This is a genomic window from Dyadobacter ginsengisoli DSM 21015, from assembly GCF_059568735.1.
In genome coordinates this window covers 774,884-791,296 of sequence record NZ_JCANTY010000002.1, presented here as the reverse complement: position 1 = coordinate 791,296, position 16,413 = coordinate 774,884, and the positions used below count along the sequence as shown (strand labels likewise).

Annotated in this window: 11 protein-coding genes; 4 read left to right on the top strand and 7 right to left on the bottom strand. The window is 52.6% G+C overall.

Going from position 1 to position 16,413, the window contains the following annotated elements; all coding sequences use genetic code 11:
* Positions 1-247: 247 nt before the first annotated feature.
* The 7 genes from BP71_RS09570 to BP71_RS09540 all read right to left on the bottom strand — a co-directional run bounded on the left by BP71_RS09570 (position 248) and on the right by BP71_RS09540 (position 6,201).
* Positions 248-1,243, bottom strand: a complete 996-nt coding sequence (locus tag BP71_RS09570) for a TolB family protein (RefSeq protein WP_496378485.1) — start codon at positions 1,241-1,243, stop codon at positions 248-250.
* A 63-nt stretch (positions 1,244-1,306) separates the two neighbouring features.
* On the bottom strand, positions 1,307-2,029 hold the full coding sequence (locus BP71_RS09565; RefSeq protein ID WP_496378483.1) for a hypothetical protein: 723 nt from the start codon (positions 2,027-2,029) through the stop codon (positions 1,307-1,309).
* 94 nt (positions 2,030-2,123) lie between these two features.
* Positions 2,124-2,372: a hypothetical protein gene (locus BP71_RS09560; protein ID WP_496378481.1), complete on the bottom strand. Its 249-nt coding sequence runs from the start codon at positions 2,370-2,372 to the stop codon at positions 2,124-2,126.
* Positions 2,373-2,383: 11 nt separating this feature from the next.
* On the bottom strand, positions 2,384-3,157 hold the full coding sequence (xth, locus tag BP71_RS09555) for an exodeoxyribonuclease III (RefSeq protein WP_496378479.1): 774 nt from the start codon (positions 3,155-3,157) through the stop codon (positions 2,384-2,386).
* Positions 3,158-3,173: 16 nt separating this feature from the next.
* Positions 3,174-4,418 carry a sensor histidine kinase gene (locus BP71_RS09550; RefSeq protein ID WP_496378477.1) on the bottom strand — a complete coding sequence of 415 codons (1,245 nt, stop codon included), beginning with the start codon at positions 4,416-4,418 and terminating at the stop codon, positions 3,174-3,176.
* Between the two features lie 110 nt (positions 4,419-4,528).
* Positions 4,529-5,560 carry an ankyrin repeat domain-containing protein gene (locus BP71_RS09545; RefSeq protein ID WP_496378475.1) on the bottom strand — a complete coding sequence of 344 codons (1,032 nt, stop codon included), beginning with the start codon at positions 5,558-5,560 and terminating at the stop codon, positions 4,529-4,531.
* 68 nt (positions 5,561-5,628) lie between these two features.
* A complete protein-coding gene (locus tag BP71_RS09540; protein WP_496378473.1) occupies positions 5,629-6,201 on the bottom strand; it encodes a DUF7678 domain-containing protein in 573 nt (190 codons plus the stop codon).
* Between the two features lie 380 nt (positions 6,202-6,581).
* Here BP71_RS09540 and BP71_RS09535 point away from each other — a divergent pair, with 380 nt between their 5' ends.
* From BP71_RS09535 to BP71_RS09520, 4 genes are all read left to right on the top strand, one after another.
* Positions 6,582-9,710, top strand: coding sequence for a SusC/RagA family TonB-linked outer membrane protein (locus BP71_RS09535; protein ID WP_496378471.1), 3,129 nt, complete (start codon positions 6,582-6,584; stop codon positions 9,708-9,710).
* Positions 9,711-9,723: 13 nt separating this feature from the next.
* Complete coding sequence (locus tag BP71_RS09530) at positions 9,724-11,478, top strand: RagB/SusD family nutrient uptake outer membrane protein (RefSeq protein ID WP_496378469.1); 1,755 nt, start codon at positions 9,724-9,726, stop codon at positions 11,476-11,478.
* Positions 11,479-11,566: 88 nt separating this feature from the next.
* A complete protein-coding gene (locus tag BP71_RS09525; RefSeq protein ID WP_496378467.1) occupies positions 11,567-13,264 on the top strand; it encodes a pectate lyase family protein in 1,698 nt (565 codons plus the stop codon).
* A gap of 6 nt (positions 13,265-13,270) precedes the next feature.
* The gene (locus tag BP71_RS09520; RefSeq protein WP_496378465.1) at positions 13,271-16,411 is read left to right on the top strand and encodes a DUF6298 domain-containing protein; all 3,141 of its coding nucleotides are present in this window, start codon (positions 13,271-13,273) and stop codon (positions 16,409-16,411) included.
* Positions 16,412-16,413: the final 2 nt, after the last annotated feature.

The following is a 16,413-nucleotide window of genomic DNA, read 5'->3' as shown; positions in this document are numbered from 1 at the left end:
ATTACAGACTGTGTAAACTGATATTGTCCGGTTCATGGCGAAATATACGTAAATTCTAATACTAGAAATTACTTCGCATATTAAATTGAATTTTTACTACAAAAAATAATTTCTTTGTGGTATTTATTTGTGAAATAATTTAATGTTTCTGACGATGGGTTACCCGTTAAATTTCAACCGGATCAAAAAAAGCCATTGCACCTAAGCGGGGCAATGGCGGGCATATGTGTTGGTGTTGCCTGAAAGCTCAGCGCGATTTGAGACCGGTCATGTAAAGATCATATCCGCCCTTTCCTCCGGGGCGATTAGACGAGAAGATGATCAGCAGGTAATTGAAGTTGGGCAGCGATGGCAGAATGGGTCGGTACTCGTTGTGTGACGTATTGATCCGCTCGCCTGCATTGATAGGCGTTGACCATTTGCCGTTAAGGTAAGTGGAGTAATAGATATCTTCGCCTCCCTGGCCACCGGGCCGGTCCGAAACAAACACCATGTGGTCGTCGACCAGGTAAGGGCATTTGTCGTTGTAGAGGCCTGACAATTCCTCGACTTTGCGGAGCTGGTATTTCGGGGGATTGACCAGGCTTGCTACGGTGATCCTTTCCGCTTCGACCCTGGGGATCGTCAGTTCATAAATATCGAAATTCCCGTCGCGGTCGGAGGAGAAGTAAATGCGATCGCCGCCCCGTGAGAAAGTGGGATAAGCATCGTTCGCAGGAGAATTTAGGAGCGCGAATTTGGCGGGTGCATTGCCCGCGCCATTTTGGACATATTTGATTTCCATGTTGCCATCTGCATCATCTGCGTAGAAAAGCAGCAGGCTGTCGGCCCGGGCGAAGGAATTAAGGTCTCTGTACATCGAGATCAGTCTCGGACCATATACATTGAATTTCCCATTAGCCTTCTGAATGAGCGCTTCGGCGCCGCTGTAAGTTTCGTAGTAATCGGAGCCGGTCCGGTTGAGGCCCTTGGTCAGCTGCAGCCCGTCGTCGTACCGCATCTGCACGGGCATGTATACGAGGTTAAACAGGTCTTTTCTTTCCCGCTTGGAAGAAAAGATCAGGTGAAGCTCTCCATGCTTGTTGGCAGGCAGGTTGGAGTTGTAATCGTCGTATTCTGAATTGAATTCTTCGAGATTCACGACATCGAAGAGGAATTTTCCCGCTTTCCGGTCAGGATCGAGCCCGGGAGGCCAGCAGCCATACGCGATAAAGAACAGCGTTGCGAGCAATAATTTTTTCATGTACTGAGCCGGTTTAAGTTGGTAAACGCTTAGACACAAATTATTTCATTTCCGTTGCGACGTTCAACTATCTAATCCTTCACAGAATGTTATGAGGCGCAGTAAATCTTCTTCACTGGAAAAATTTACCGGATTTTCTTTCAGATACCCACCGATGGATTTCTTATGAGCGGGGAACAATTTTCGAATACTGCCTGCTGTGGGAATATAGAAGCGGTTATTGTTGTCGATCAGAAAATGCGACGTGTGATACGAGAATATTCCTTCGGCATCGGCATTGAGTTTCCCGGTCGCGTTGCGCTCCCCCGTGAGAGATTTGTAGGTGGTCACCGACGAGGCGGTGTATGAGATGCCGTATGGCCCGCCTTTATCCGTGCCGATTCTCGCCAGTATTTTCCGTTTAGCCAACATGCCTCGGTTGAATGTTTTTACCACTTCGCAATAGCCGTACTGGCGATTGAAACGGTATTCTTTTTCGCCGATAGTCACTCCCTTGAGCTGGGCTTTGTCCGTGATTTCCAGCGTATCCAATCTGCTGTCCACGAACAGGATATGACCGCCGATGTAGGCATAGTTGAAACGGGCCTGAGAGGAACGGCCGTTAATAAATTCAGCCGTACCCTTTTTGAACTGGTCGAACTGGTACCTGTCGGGATAAGGGATGACCTTGTCCGGAAACTCTCCCGCTTTTACTCTGAAAACTTTCGAAGATTGCGCCCGTACGACCGGTATTGAGGTGTACAGCAGAATGAGGAGGAGCGCCGGGAGCAGATAATGGTTTTTCATTGCAGGGGTTTGAAGTATATGAAAAAAGGCTGGATACGTGCCGGTCTACGCCTGAAATGATACCATTATTTCAGGCAAAATCATCCATAGAAACTCAGGTCACACTGATGAACAGCAAATAGGCGATGATAATCACCGGAAAGCCGCTGACTGTGAGCGCCCATACCGCATGTCCGGCGGAAAGCAAAAAATAAGACCCGGCCACGCAGGCGATAAGGGCGAGAATAGGCAGGAACACCATGCCCTTGCCCGCCGAATCCTGCCCGCTGCTGAACAACGTAAAAAAGAGGAACAACGCAGCTGCGGTATCGATCAGCATGCATCCGTAAACGATTGCTTTCATAATTCAGGAGGTTAGTCTTTTAATTCAATCCATACCGGGGCATGGTCGCTGGTTTTTTCCCAGCCACGCACCTGCTTATCCACTCCCGCAGCCAGCAATCTTGCGGCCAGCTGCGGGTTTAACAGGAAATGATCGATACGAAGTCCGGCGTTCCGGGCGAATGCATTGCGGAAGTAATCCCAAAACGTGTAAATTTTCTCGGCAGGATATAGGGTGCGAAGGGCATCGGTCCAGCCCTGGGCGGTGAGCCGGGCAAATGCAGCGCGCGTTTCTGGTCGAAAAAGGGCGTCATCCACCCAGCTTTCCGGCTTGTACACATCGAGCTCCGTAGGCATTACGTTGAAGTCGCCGGTGAGCAAAACCGGCGTTCCGGCTGCGAGCAATCCTTCCGCATGGGTGATCAGCCGATCAAACCAGCTGAGTTTGTAATCGAATTTGGGACCCGGAGCGGGATTGCCATTCGGCAGATACAGTCCGCCGATCGTCAGCCCTCCGACTTCACATTCGATGTACCGGCTGTGTACATCTTCCGGATCTCCGGGTAAAGTCCGGCGGATTTCTTTGGGTGAATCACCCCGCGAGAGTATGGCGACGCCATTCCAGCTTTTTTGCCCATGCCAGATCGCCTTGTATCCGGCGTCCAGGATGGCCTGTTCCGGGAATTTTTCCTGAGGGGCTTTCAGCTCCTGTAAACACACGATGTCCGGAGCTGTTTCGCTCAACCAGCGGAGCAGCACCGGCAAACGCCCGTTTACACCATTGACATTGTATGTGGCTATCTTCATAGTCGGGTTGAAGCGGTTAGTTTTTTAATGGCAATGTAATTACGAATGTCGTGCCTTTGCCCGCGGTGGATTCCGCTTTGATAATGCCCTTGTGGTTTCGGACGATCTTGCGGCAATAGGCCAGGCCAACTCCTTCGCCTTTCTGGAAATTCCCGGTGGGTAGCCGTGAAAAAATGTCAAATACTTTTTCCAGCTGAGAGTCGTCGATCCCGGGTCCGTTATCCTCTATCCTGATTTCCGTGTAAGCCATTTCAAGCGGCTCGGGCAGCAGGTCATCGAGTTCGTAGAGGGGGTATTCGCGGCTCGATATCCGGATTCTGGGCGGTTCATCGAGCGATGAAAATTTCACTGCATTGTGAAGCAGCTGATAGAATAATTGTTCCATCTGAGCAGGAATAGCATATACGATCGGCATCGAGCCCAGTTCTACCGTAACATTACGCTGTTTCATATGGGGCTGAAGCTGCGTGGTAACGTCGGTCACGACATGGCTTAGGTCGACGTTCACAAAATCCGATCCGTGGCTGAGGCCCGAAAAATCCGACAAGTCTTTGATCATCATGGAGAACCTCTGCGCACTGCTTCTGATTTTGAAAGCCAGGTCCCGCGTTTTTTCCTTATCGCCGTTTTCGGCCGCATCCGCGAGCATATCGCTGAAAACCCGCAGCTTCCGCAACGGTTCCTGAAGGTTGTGACTTGAAATATGGCGGTACTGCCGGTTTTCATCGAGAGAGTCGGACAGCTGGCGGTTCAGGTCCTCGACGGCTGCATGGGTTTGTTCGATCAGGTCCATGCTGTCCAGGTGAAAGGCAAGCAGCTCGGTGAAGAGCTTGAACATACCGATTACCCTGGGGTTCTGCAATTCGGCAGGTTTTGGGTCGATGGCGCAGAGTGTTCCGAAAAACTCGCCGTTTTTACGGAAGATCGGGACGGAAATATAGCTCTGGAAACCGTACAAAAGCGGAGTATGATGACTGCAAAAATGCTCGTTGGCGGCAACATGATCAATGACCACCGCTTGCCCGTGCCCCCGTATTTCATCGCAGATGGTTGTCCCGACCGACAATTCTTCGCCCGGTTCGATCCCGAAACCGATTTCATCCAGTACACTGCAGGCGATCCAGCGATCTTCGGTCACACGGGCCACCGCGGCGAATCCCATTCCCGTAGACCGGCAGATCACTTCCAGCATAGTTTCGACAATCGGGATCTTTTTTACCTTTTCAATGTCTGCAAGTAAGGTTTGTTCTGATGAAGCCATTTTCTAGTACGCGTCGTAGTGATACGTAAAAATAGGTTCGAACTTCCGCAATACCTAGCTACGCGGCGACCCGTGCATTCACGGCAGTGCTGCTGATCGCTGTGGTTGCTTCATTGCAGCTTACTTTTACTTTCGGTTCCCTGAGTATTCCCGATGCGTTCGGCCAGTTTTACGAATTCGTCCGGCGGCGTTTTTCCCCAGCTCCGGAACAAACCTGCTTGGTATTCCACTGCCCTGTGAACATTCCAGCCACTTTCGGTCTGGTAGGAGGCGTCGGCGCCATAATCCAGAAGCAGGTTACTTACTTCCCACAGGTCGCTTTCGACGGCGGACAGCAGCATGGACATAACGATCTGCCGTTCGTCCTTTCTCGGCGGGATGATATTCGGATTGGCCCCATGTTCCAGCAGCAGGCGCACTCTGGCCACCTTGTTGCCATCGGAATTATCGCCGGTTATGGTATGAGACAGGATAGGCACACGGGTACCGGCTTCGAGCGCATTGGCGTCCGCACCATTTTCCAGAAACCATGCTAACAATTCGGGTTTGTAATAATAGCCCATGGAGCGGAAATGGGTAGGTGAGTGCATTTTGTCGCCATTGTCGATCTGTGCGCCTTTTTTAAGTAACAATTCGAGGCATCTGATGAGCCGGGACGGATCTGCTTTCATCCCTTGCATGATGGCGAAGTCAAAAAGTGTCACCTGATCTTTGCCCGTTTCGTTGAGGGCCGGTACCGGTTGTTCCAGGTCTGCGCTGAGGCGGTCGGGATCAACCGCGGCTAGGTCGGCGGCCAGTTTCTGCCTTGGCGCATCCGTAAAATAATAGGTGCCATTGGCCTGGGCGGCGTCCTCCCTGTCCCAGCTGGATTTGCGCCAGTTCTTGACGATCGGCCCGGCTATCAGCATGACCATCCCCATCACCAGCGGAAACGCGCTTAATGCGAGTACCAGGATACGTGTGAATGGGGAAGACAGGAGATTGATCAGTGCCAGAACAACCAATGGTACAAACAGCATGATGACATAACCCCGGGCCATACGGTCATCGGAGGAGGAAGGACGGACAAATAGCAACAGGCCCAGCAGAACCGCTGTGTAAAGGCCAAGTATGCACCAATTGACAAGTGTGATAGTTTTCATGGCCCGAAATTAGCCATCCGGATCATGTCATACCTATTTGTAAATCAGCTTTTTATTAATCGGTTTGCCTATTCCTGGTTCTTAGAAATGTATTCGTCAAGGAGCGCCTTCACGGGATGATAGTAGGGCTCGGCCCGGCGACTCGGGCGGATATCCCATCCGCGGTCGTAGTTGACAATGCAGGCGCCGATGAAGTTGCTTGTAGCCTTTCTGACCACCGGGTCCCATATCGACAGTTTGGATATGCGGCCTTTTTCCATAGCCGTTTTGGCGGGCGTTTTCAATATCAGTGCCGAAAATTCATATTGGTTCACGGTTCCCGAGATCCAAATGGCGCCTTCGATCTGCGGGTCATTGCTGCGATCCTTCACTTTTGTCCGGATGTGCTGCTGGCCTTTTACAGGCAAATCCGTCTTCTTGTTTTTGAGATAGGCATCAATTGCCCGCATGGCATGTTCAGCCGGATCGACGCCGTCGAACTCGCTGAGTTCATATAATTTCTTTACTTGAAATTCAGTCAGTTGTATGTGTTTCCGATAAATTTTTTGCTTCACCATGTCCCTTCTTTGTAGCGCCCATTCAAACATACACAGCTTGGAAGAAGGATTCAATGCCTCATCCGCTTTTTGTGGCTGGCACATAGAAATTTGGATTTATACCGATTCTTGATAAGCCAAAATCACAAATATATCGCCGGATAACCGGCGGTGTCTGCGTGCCACATGCTATCGGAATGTCTGGTATTTCTTATTTGAATAATGCAATAATAACTTCGTTTGGTTTTTAATTTATTGATAAAAATAAATAATCGAAATTGTGTCTGTTTTACACTATCGGTGCATGATGTAGAAGTTTGACTACCCACTGCAAACGTTCCCGGTATCGTGTGCACAAATAAATTCACCGAAAAGTTTGGGCTGAATGATTCATGTAAATAGACTTGATCGTGGTTTCAATTGGACTTTATCAATGGAATCCGGTGATTGTCTTGAAATAGTTATATTCTAAATGGCTCAATTACATGAGAAAACCACTTCTACTCATCTTTACCCTGCTGCTGAGTGCACTGGCTGCGCAGGCGCAAAATCGCATACTGAAAGGTGTCGTGATCGATGGCGTATCGAAAGAACCTATGCCCGGGGTCTCGATACTGATGGCGGGTACCAATTCGGGCACGGCTACCGATGTGGAGGGGAAGTTTACTTTAAATGTGCCGCAGGATGGCGGCACGGTGATCATCAGTTACGTGGGCTTTGTGAAGCAGACGATCGAAGTGGCCAACCGCGGCTCGCTCACGGTGGTGCTTGAACCGGATGTGAAAGCATTGGAAGATGTGGTAGTAGTAGGCTACGGCGAGCAAAAGCGCTCGCACCTCACCGGGGCAGTGGCCACGGTTAAAATGAGTCAGGTGGATGAGCTGCCTGTCGGGGACATTTCGTCTGCATTGGCCGGTAAACTTCCCGGCGTTTCGGTTTCGGGCGGAACAGCCCGGCCCGGCACACCCGCGTCCATCGTGATCCGCAATCCCACCAAGGCTTCCAAGGATGGCGGCAGCAACTCGCCGCTTTACATTATCGACGATGTGATCCGTTCCGAAGCCGATTTCCAGTTGCTGGACGCCTCGGAGATCGAAAATCTGTCCATTCTGAAAGACGGCGCCGCTGCGGTTTATGGTGCGAGGGCTGCGTTGGGGGTGGTTGTCGTGCGGACGAAACGGGGCAAGGCGGGCAAGCCTACTGTTACTTACACGACTACGGTAGGTGTTTCGGATGCCAACTACAAACCGAAGATGATGGACGGGGTACAGCTGGCCACCTATCTGAACGACTTCAACCGCACGCGGGGACTGGCCGCCAACGATCCCGAGTACTATTCGCCTGACGAGCTCGCGTACTTCAAAAACAACAATTATAACTGGTTCGATATGGCCTGGAAACCATCATTGAACACACGCCACGCGGTCAATATCAGCGGCGGTACGGAACGTGCTACCTTTTTTGCCGGGGCCACCTATTTTTACCAGAACGGGAACGTCGATAACATCAGCTACAAGAAATGGAATTTCCGCGCCAGCACGGATGTGAATGTGACCAAGAGCATCAAAGTCGGCCTGGGCGTGAGCGGCAACCTTTCGGATAACAAGCTTTTTTATCTGAAACAGGGTGGAGAGAACGTCGAGAAGGATGTGACCAACCTGCTCAATACCCCGCAGTTCATCCCGCCTTACGTGGATGGCCTGCCGGTGCTGCTGCCGGGGGGCTCGGGCTCAACCGGTTTTCATTTCTTTGAGGCGCAGAAACTAAACAACTATACCCGCGCCCGTAACGTGGTGTTGAACGTCAATGCCTACCTGGAATACAATGTGCCATTTGTCAGGGGTTTGAAAATCCGCACCGTTTACAACAAAAACCTCGGTAACGACTGGGGTAAGCAGTTTGGGACGTATTACAAGGCTTACGGCTTTTCTATGCTGGGTGATAACAAGCACATTTATGGCGGCACACCCAACGCCCCGACAAGGCTCAATAATGGGGACCGCCTGCGTTTTAACCCCGGCTATACCGACGGCTACCAGCTCAACCTGAATTTCAGCTATGCGCGGGATTTTGGACGGCATTCGGTGAGTGCATTGGCATTGGTGGAGCAGTCGGAGATCTATACTGAAAGCATTGCCACAATGAAAGAGGGTATTTTCGAAGGCGGTAACGACTATTTAATGTCCGCATTCGGAGCCAAGGATATCGGGCCTAATGCGGCGAATGAGAGCGGCATTCTGTCGTACGTAGGCAGGCTCAATTACAGTTTTGCCGACCGTTATCTCCTTGAATTGTCTTTCCGGCGCGATGCTTCGACCAAATTTGCGCCTGAGTACCGCTGGGGGACATTCCCGCAATTGTCGGCGGGCTGGGTGATCTCCGAAGAGAAGTTTTTCCGCGACAAACTCGCCTTCGTCAACAATTTGAAATTGCGCGCCTCGATCGGGTTTCTCGGCGGCGATCGTACCGCGAACTGGCAGTGGCTGCAGCGCTATACACCGCAGGCTTCGAATGGAGCGGTGTTTGGCGGCAACAGTGACCGTATGGTGGGAATCAAGCTGGAAAAGCTGCCCAACTATCATGGCCGCTGGGATGACGTTACCAAGAAGAATATAGGTATAGACGCGTCGTTCCTCAACAACCGGCTTTCGGCGACTGTCGACGCCTATCATGACCACGGGTATAACCTGCTGACAACGCTTTCGTCGTCAGTTCCGCTTACGATTGGTTCGGTAATGCCTGCCGAAAACTACGAAACGGTCAATTCTTTCGGATTGGAGTTTGCCACGGGATGGAGTGACCGGATTGGCAAGAACATGGATTACAATGTAGGCGCATTCCTGTCCTGGAACGACAACCGCAATGTGTTTGTAGACGTGGCCGCGACCAACGTCGGCAGCTGGCTCGATCCAACGGGCAGGTCGAGCGACCGGGGATTGCAGGGCTATCGCTACCTGGGCATGTTCCGGACACAAGAGGAAGTAGATCGTTACCTGGAAAAAAATCCGGACTACACCATTATGGGCTACGCACCGAAACCCGGCATGCTTTACTACCAGGATCTTCGCGGCCCGCGGCAAACCGACGGGAGCTACGCAGCACCCGATGGCAAGATCACCGAGGATGACCAGGAATACCTGACCAGAAAAGAAAACAATCACTACAATTTCGGCTTGTCGTTCGGATTTGGCTTCAAAGGATTTAAGGTTGATGTCGTGACGGCCGGTTCATTCGGCGGGCAGGGCATTGTGGATGGCGATTCGCGCAAGAAGGCTGCGAAAGATATTTCCCGCCCCGTTTTCTGGGCCGACCATTACACCGCCGAAAATACGAATGCCCAATATCCCGACCCTTATTGGGAGGAGACCTATTCAATACCGTCCGCATTCTGGTTCCGCAACGCATTCGCATTTAACATGCGCAGCCTGAATGTGTCCTACATGTTGAACCAGAATGTTGCTAAAAAGCTGGGAATCAGTTCCATGAAGATCATTGGCGTAGCGATGAACCCGGTCACGTTCTTCAATCCTTACGACTACAAAGGTGCTGCGGGTGCGTACAACGTGTATCCGGTAATGCGGACCTGGTCTTTGGGACTCAACCTTACACTCTAAAATCGGTAAAGCGATGAAAAAGCATTGGATTATAGTAGCATTGCTTGGCCTGGCCCTGACAGGCTGCGAAAATGTGCTCGACAAAACAGACCTTTCTGCCTACAACGAGGAGCAGGTTTTTAACGATACCCTGCTGGCGAAAGGGTATGTGGATTATGTATACGACCAGAACCTGCCGACATGGCCGAGCGGTGATTTCCTGAAATGCACTGACGAGATTTCCGGAGAGACCCGGTTTTTCGAAGGAACGGTGCAGGTCAATACCGTGCAGGATTTCGGGATCGGCGTGAATGCGACCAATAATTATGGTAAGATCCGTTCGATCAATCAATTCCTGGCCAAACTGCCTAATGGTTCATTGAGTGAGGCAGTCAAAAAACAGCTGATGGCACAGGTGACTTTCTTCCGGGCCTACCGGTATTATGATCTGGTGCGGCTTTACGGCGGCGTCCCGCTCGTGCTCGATCCGCTGGAAGGAGTGGGTGATGAGGCCAAGGAGGAAGCCGCTATACCTCGCAGCTCAACCTCGGCCAGTATCGCGCAGATGGTCTCCGACCTGGATTACAGCATTGCCAATCTGCCGGCCAGGTGGGGCAATACCAATGACTGGGGACGCATTACCAGCGGAGCCGCGGCGGGTTTTAAAGGACGCATCCTGCTGCATTGGGCGAGCCCGCAGTTCAATCCTAACGACTTGCCCGAACGCTGGCAGGCGGCTTATGATGCCAATAAACAGGCTTTAGACCTGCTTTCGGCGAATGGGTACAAGTTGCACGGCAGTTTCAGTGACCTTTGGTTTCAGGAGGTCAACAATCCCGAGGCTGTTTGGGTGACTTGCTACAACAATAAGGTGGGGGACCAGATCAACAAGAACATGACCTGGGACAATGGTACCCGGCCATCGTATCTCGGCACGGCGGGCGGTTCCAACCAGCCAACCTGGGAAATGGCGCAGGCTTTCCCGATGAAGAACGGCCGGAATATCACAGAAAAAGGCTCTGGCTACAATCCACAGCTGTTTTATAAAAACCGGGATCCCCGCTTTGATAAGACCATCGCGTTCAACGGAACTACCTGGCCGATCAACGGCAATGTAAACTACCGGTTATGGACCTATTTTGTCAATAACAAAACAGTAGAGCAGAAGGCAACCGGGACAGGCTTCTATTGCCGGAAGGCCATTGATCCCAACCTTCCTGCGGGCTCTGTCGCCAACGCGGGCACCGACTGGATCGAAATGCGCTATGCCGAAGTCATGCTCAATTTCGCGGAGGCCGCCTGTGGCGTGAATAAGCTCGGTGAGGCCTACACACAGCTGACCGAACTCCGCAAGCGCGCGGGTATCGAGCCGGGCGCGGATGGCCATTATGGTTTGAATCCAAAAATGTCCCGCGCCGAGATGTTCGAAGCGATTTTGCTGGAAAGGCAGATCGAGCTGGCGTTTGAGGGAAAACGGTTCTGGGACCTACGCCGGTGGAAGAAGTTTGAAAGCGTACTGAATGGCAAGAGCCGGAATGGGGTTACCATTAACCTGAAAACCGCCGCTATTACCCCGGAAGAATTTGCGTCCAGGCGCGACGGCATGAACCTTGATTCGGTTTATAAAAATTACTTTGAAATCGTGCCTAAGAAACTGGATACCAAATATCTGGTGAACTGGCTGCCGGAGTACTATTATTTCGCGATCCCGTCCCAGGCATTGACCAACAATCCAAGATTGGAACAAAATATAGGCTGGCCATCCGGTACATTCGATCCGTTGAAGTGAGCGGGCGACACGGGTGCATTCCGATTGGAGGAGTAAAATGGGCGTTGGCCCGTCACAATCAATTGACATTAATTCAAAAAATACCAATATGACATTCATCCCAAAACTTTCACTCCATCTAGGAATTGCAAGCCTGCTTTTCAGTTACGGCGCGATGGCCCAGTATCCCAAAATCCCGGCAGCGGCCAAGAAAACCAGCGATTCGCTGCTCGCCGAAGCCGAGCGCAAGTCGGAAATAGCCTGGCAGAAAGCATTGCCGGTCATTGAGGCGGAGGCGAAGAAGGGAAAACCTTACATTCCCTGGGCCGCCAGACCGGTGGATTTGCCTCAGTCCGACATTCCCGCATTTCCGGGCGCCGAAGGTGGCGGTGCATTCAGCTTCGGGGGGCGCGGAGGTAAAGTATATGTGGTCAAAAGCCTGGCCGACAGCGGCCCGGGTACGCTCCGAGAAGCCTGCGAACAGGGCGGTGCACGCATTATCGTTTTCAACGTCGCGGGTATTATCCGGCTGAAAACACCGCTGATCATCCGCGCACCTTACATCACCATTGCCGGGCAGACAGCTCCTGGTGACGGGGTTTGCGTTGCCGGTGAGACGGTCTGGATCAACACGCATGACGTCGTGATCCGGCATATGCGCTTCCGCCGGGGCGAAACTTTCGTAGGTCGCCGCGACGATTCCATTGGTGGCAATCCGATTGGCAACATCATGATCGACCACGTGTCGGCGAGCTGGGGACTGGATGAGAATATGTCGATGTACCGGCATATGTACAACGACAGCACCGGCGCGCAGGAACAGAAATTGCCGACGGTCAACATTACCATCCAGAACTCGATATTCTCCGAAACGCTCGACACCTGGAACCACGCGTTCGGAAGCACGCTGGGCGGAGAAAACTGCACATTCATGCGCAACCTGTGGGCCAACAATGCGGGCCGTAACCCGTCGATCGGCTGGTTTGGCATATTCAATTTTACCAACAATGTGATCTTCAACTGGGTACACCGCTCGATCGACGGGGGGGACTACAGGGCGATGTACAATATCATCAACAACTATTTCAAACCCGGGCCACAAACCCCGAAGGATTCGCCGATCGGCTACCGCATCCTCAAACCGGAATCAGGCCGGAGTAAGCTGGATCACCTGGTTTTCGGCAGGGCCTATGTCACAGGAAATATCGTGGAAGGCTACGACAAGGTGACCAAAGACAACTGGGACGGTGGGGTACAGGTGGAAGATCAGCCCAATGCAGGAAAATACAAGGATATGATCAAATGGGACCAGCCGCTGCCGATGCCGCAGTTCCCGATCATGAGCGCGAAAGAATCATTCGACTACGTACTGGCGAATGCCGGCGCGACCCTGCCCCGGCGCGATCCCGTGGATGCGCGTGTTACCACCCAGGTACGTACAGGAAAGATTAATCCGATAGATGGTGTAAAATTGCCGGAGAAGCAGTTCGAACACCGCCGCCTGCCCATCGATTCTTACAAAAACGGCATTATCACCGACATCGCACAGGTAGGGGGCTATCCCGAATACAAGGGAACGCCGTACCCCGATGCAGACAATGACGGTATGCCTAATGACTGGGAAAGCAAATATGGTTTAAACCCCAATGACGCTTCCGATGCGCAGAAGGATATGAGCGGAGACGGCTATTCGAACATCGAGAAGTTTATCAACGGCATCGATCCGAAGAAAAAAATGGATTGGAAAAATCCAAAGAACAACCACGATACCCTGGCATCGCTGAAAGGCAGCCCGGCCCAAAAGTAAAGTACATTGGACAAAAGAAAAGATAAGGTTAAGGTGATGATTTTGAATACGATCCTGTCGTTGGCAGGATTGTATTTGTTTTTTCCGGCTGCGATATATGCTCAGAAGAAACTCCAAAAGCCCTCACCGGTGACTGTCGCAGAAGATGGCAGGCTTGCTTATGCGCAGGATTCGCTCGGTAACCGCATCGTGGATTTTTCCTATTGCGGGTATAGGGCGGGCACAGAGGCAATCCCGCAAGCACCTGTACGGGTGACCGTGCCTGCCCGTGAAGGAGACGCGACCGCACGCATACAGGCGGCGATCGACTATGTGGGTAACCTGCCTGTCGACGAGCGGGGAATCCGTGGCGCCGTGTTGCTCGGTACGGGTGTGCACCGGGTGATGTCAGGCATTGTCATCGAGAAATCCGGTGTTGTATTGCGTGGACAGGGAATAGGTGACGGGGGAACGGTATTGCTGGGCGATGGCCGCACGCGGGAAACGGTGATCCGGGTTGTGGGGGGCGATGATGTTAAGACAAAAACCAAAATGCGTGTTACCGACAATTATGTGCCGGTAAATGCGATGTCTTTTGAAATTGAAAATACCAATGCCCTCAAAATAGGAGATCACGTCCGCATTGTCAGGCCTTCGACGGCCGAGTGGATCAAAAGCCTGGGGATGGAGGAATTTGGCGGGGAAACGGGCTGGCTCGGCTGGAAGCCGGGGCAGCGGGATATCACCTGGGACCGCGTAATAACCGCGATCTCGGGCAAAAGTATCACCATCGACGCCCCGTTGACCACCGCGCTGGACAGCCGGTTTGGCGGCGGGCTGGTAATACCCTATCAATGGCAGGGGAGGATCAGCCAGGTGGGTGTCGAAAATATGCGTATCGAATCGACATTTGATCAAGCCAATCCCAAAGACGAAAACCACCGGTGGATGGGCATTACCATGGAAAACGTGGAAAATGGGTGGGTCAGGCAGGTCACATTCAGGCATCTGGCCGGATCGGCGGTGGCATTGTACGAATCGGTCTCCAAAGTGACAGTCGAGGATTGCCAATCCCTGCAACCGGTGTCGGAAATAGCGGGTCAGCGCCGGAACAGCTTCTTTACACAGGGAGGGCAGACGCTCTTTCAGCGCTGTTATGCCGAAAATGGGAACCACGACTTCGCTACCGGCTATTGTGCGCCGGGCCCTAATGCATTTGTGCAATGTGAATCGCATTTGTCGCATAATTTCAGTGGGTCGATCGACAGTTGGGCGTCTGGGGTGCTTTTTGACATCGTGAATATCGATGGACAGGCATTGAGCCTCAGGAACCGCGGGCAGGACGGACAAGGAGCGGGTTGGACAGCCGCTAACAGTGTCATGTGGCAATGCTCGGCTTCGCGGGTCGATAACTTTTGTCCGCCGGGAACGCAGAATTTCGCATTCGGGATATGGGCGCAGTTTGCGGGAAACGGCCATTGGGAAAATGCCAACGAGCACATTCGTCCGCGAAGCCTCTACTATGCACAACTTTCCGACAGACAAGGCAAACAGGCTGGGGAGCACGCGTTTTTACTCCCTAATGAGACGGAAGCATCCAGCAGCCCGAGCCTCGATCAGGCGGCAGCGATGGTGGCTGCTTCACATGGACCGGCATTACGGCTGACGGATTGGATCGATCGGGCTGCCCAACGAAACCCGGTTTCTACCGAACATGGTGACATCAAAACGATCGATGAAATTGGGTTCTCAAAAGCCGCTGCGGCATCCGTAATACCGCCGTTATCGATTCAGAACGGATGGCTGGTGAGAGGCGCTGAAGTCGTAACCGGTAGCCGGCACGAAGTGCCTTGGTGGCGAGGCAGCGTCCGTCCGCACGACGTGCAGGCTGCCAAATCACACATTACCCGCTTCGTGCCGGGGCGGACCGGGAAGGGATTTACCGACGCACTCGGACCGATGACCGACTCGCTTAAAGCGAAAAACATAGCCATTATCGACCATAACTACGGCCTCTGGTACGACCGCCGTCGCGACGACCACGAGCGTATCCGGCGAATCGACGGCGAAGTGTGGCCGCCTTTTTACGAGCAGCCTTTCGCCAGGAGCGGCAAGGAAGCCGCCTGGGATGATCTCAGCAAATATGACCTGACGCATTACAATGAATGGTACTGGGGCCGGCTCCGCGAATTTGTGACGCTGGCCGATCGCAAAGGCCTCGTCCTCTATCACCAGAACTATTTCCAGCACAACATCCTGGAAGCGGGAGCGCATTACGCCGATTTTCCCTGGCGTACTGCCAACAACATCAACCAGACCGGCTTTCCTGAGCCACCTCCCTATGCGGGCGACAAGCGCATTTTCGTAGCCGACCAGTTTTACGACATCACGAACCCCGGGCGGAAAGCATTGCACCGTGCCTACATTCGCCAATGCCTCGACAATTTTGCCGGGCAGAGCGGCGTAGTACAGTTTCTCAGTGCCGAATACACGGGGCCGCTGGCTTTTGTACAGTTCTGGCTCGACGTGATCACCGAATGGGAGCGGGAAAAAGGCATGAACGCGTTGGTAGCATTAAGCACGACGAAGGATGTGCAGGATGCCATTCTGGATGACCCGCGTTATGCTGGGGCCGTGGATATCATCGACATCCGTTACTGGCATCGCCGTGCGGACGGCTCGGTGTACGCGCCGGAAGGGGGCCGGAACCTCGCTCCCCGCCAGCATGCCCGCATTCAGAAACCGGGCAAGCCGTCATTTGAGTCGGTTTACGCGGCTGTTTTGGAATACAAAAAGAAATACCCCTCAAAAGCAGTGCTTTACAATGCCGACGGGGCCGAAACCCATGCCTGGGCTGTGTTGCTGGCGGGTGGCTCCATGAGTGCGATCCCGCGTGTTCCGGCTGCAATGCTGAATGCGCTTTCGGGTATGCGGCCTGCCAGCCTGCCCGCCGTGCGTATCCTGAAAGACGCCCAGAAGGGAGCCGTTGTTTATGCAAACGGTGCGCAAGCCGTTGACCTGACCGATCTGCCCGGTAATTGGCAGCTCCGGCGGATCGATCCCCGGACAGGTCAGGCAATTGGAAAGATTGAAAAAATAAAAGGTGGCAGAACGGTGCAGCTTACGGTTGGTACGGGGTCTGTGATTTATTGGTTTTCAAGAAAATAGAA

Coding starts and splice junctions, on each gene's coding strand:
- BP71_RS09560 (WP_496378481.1), bottom strand. CDS start 2,372: ATGAAAGCAATCGTTTACGGATGCATGCTGATCGATACCGCAGCTGCG.
- BP71_RS09550 (WP_496378477.1), bottom strand. CDS start 4,418: ATGGCTTCATCAGAACAAACCTTACTTGCAGACATTGAAAAGGTAAAA.
- BP71_RS09535 (WP_496378471.1), top strand. CDS start 6,582: ATGAGAAAACCACTTCTACTCATCTTTACCCTGCTGCTGAGTGCACTG.
- BP71_RS09545 (WP_496378475.1), bottom strand. CDS start 5,560: ATGAAAACTATCACACTTGTCAATTGGTGCATACTTGGCCTTTACACA.
- BP71_RS09525 (WP_496378467.1), top strand. CDS start 11,567: ATGACATTCATCCCAAAACTTTCACTCCATCTAGGAATTGCAAGCCTG.
- BP71_RS09570 (WP_496378485.1), bottom strand. CDS start 1,243: ATGAAAAAATTATTGCTCGCAACGCTGTTCTTTATCGCGTATGGCTGC.
- BP71_RS09540 (WP_496378473.1), bottom strand. CDS start 6,201: ATGTGCCAGCCACAAAAAGCGGATGAGGCATTGAATCCTTCTTCCAAG.
- BP71_RS09530 (WP_496378469.1), top strand. CDS start 9,724: ATGAAAAAGCATTGGATTATAGTAGCATTGCTTGGCCTGGCCCTGACA.
- BP71_RS09565 (WP_496378483.1), bottom strand. CDS start 2,029: ATGAAAAACCATTATCTGCTCCCGGCGCTCCTCCTCATTCTGCTGTAC.
- xth (WP_496378479.1), bottom strand. CDS start 3,157: ATGAAGATAGCCACATACAATGTCAATGGTGTAAACGGGCGTTTGCCG.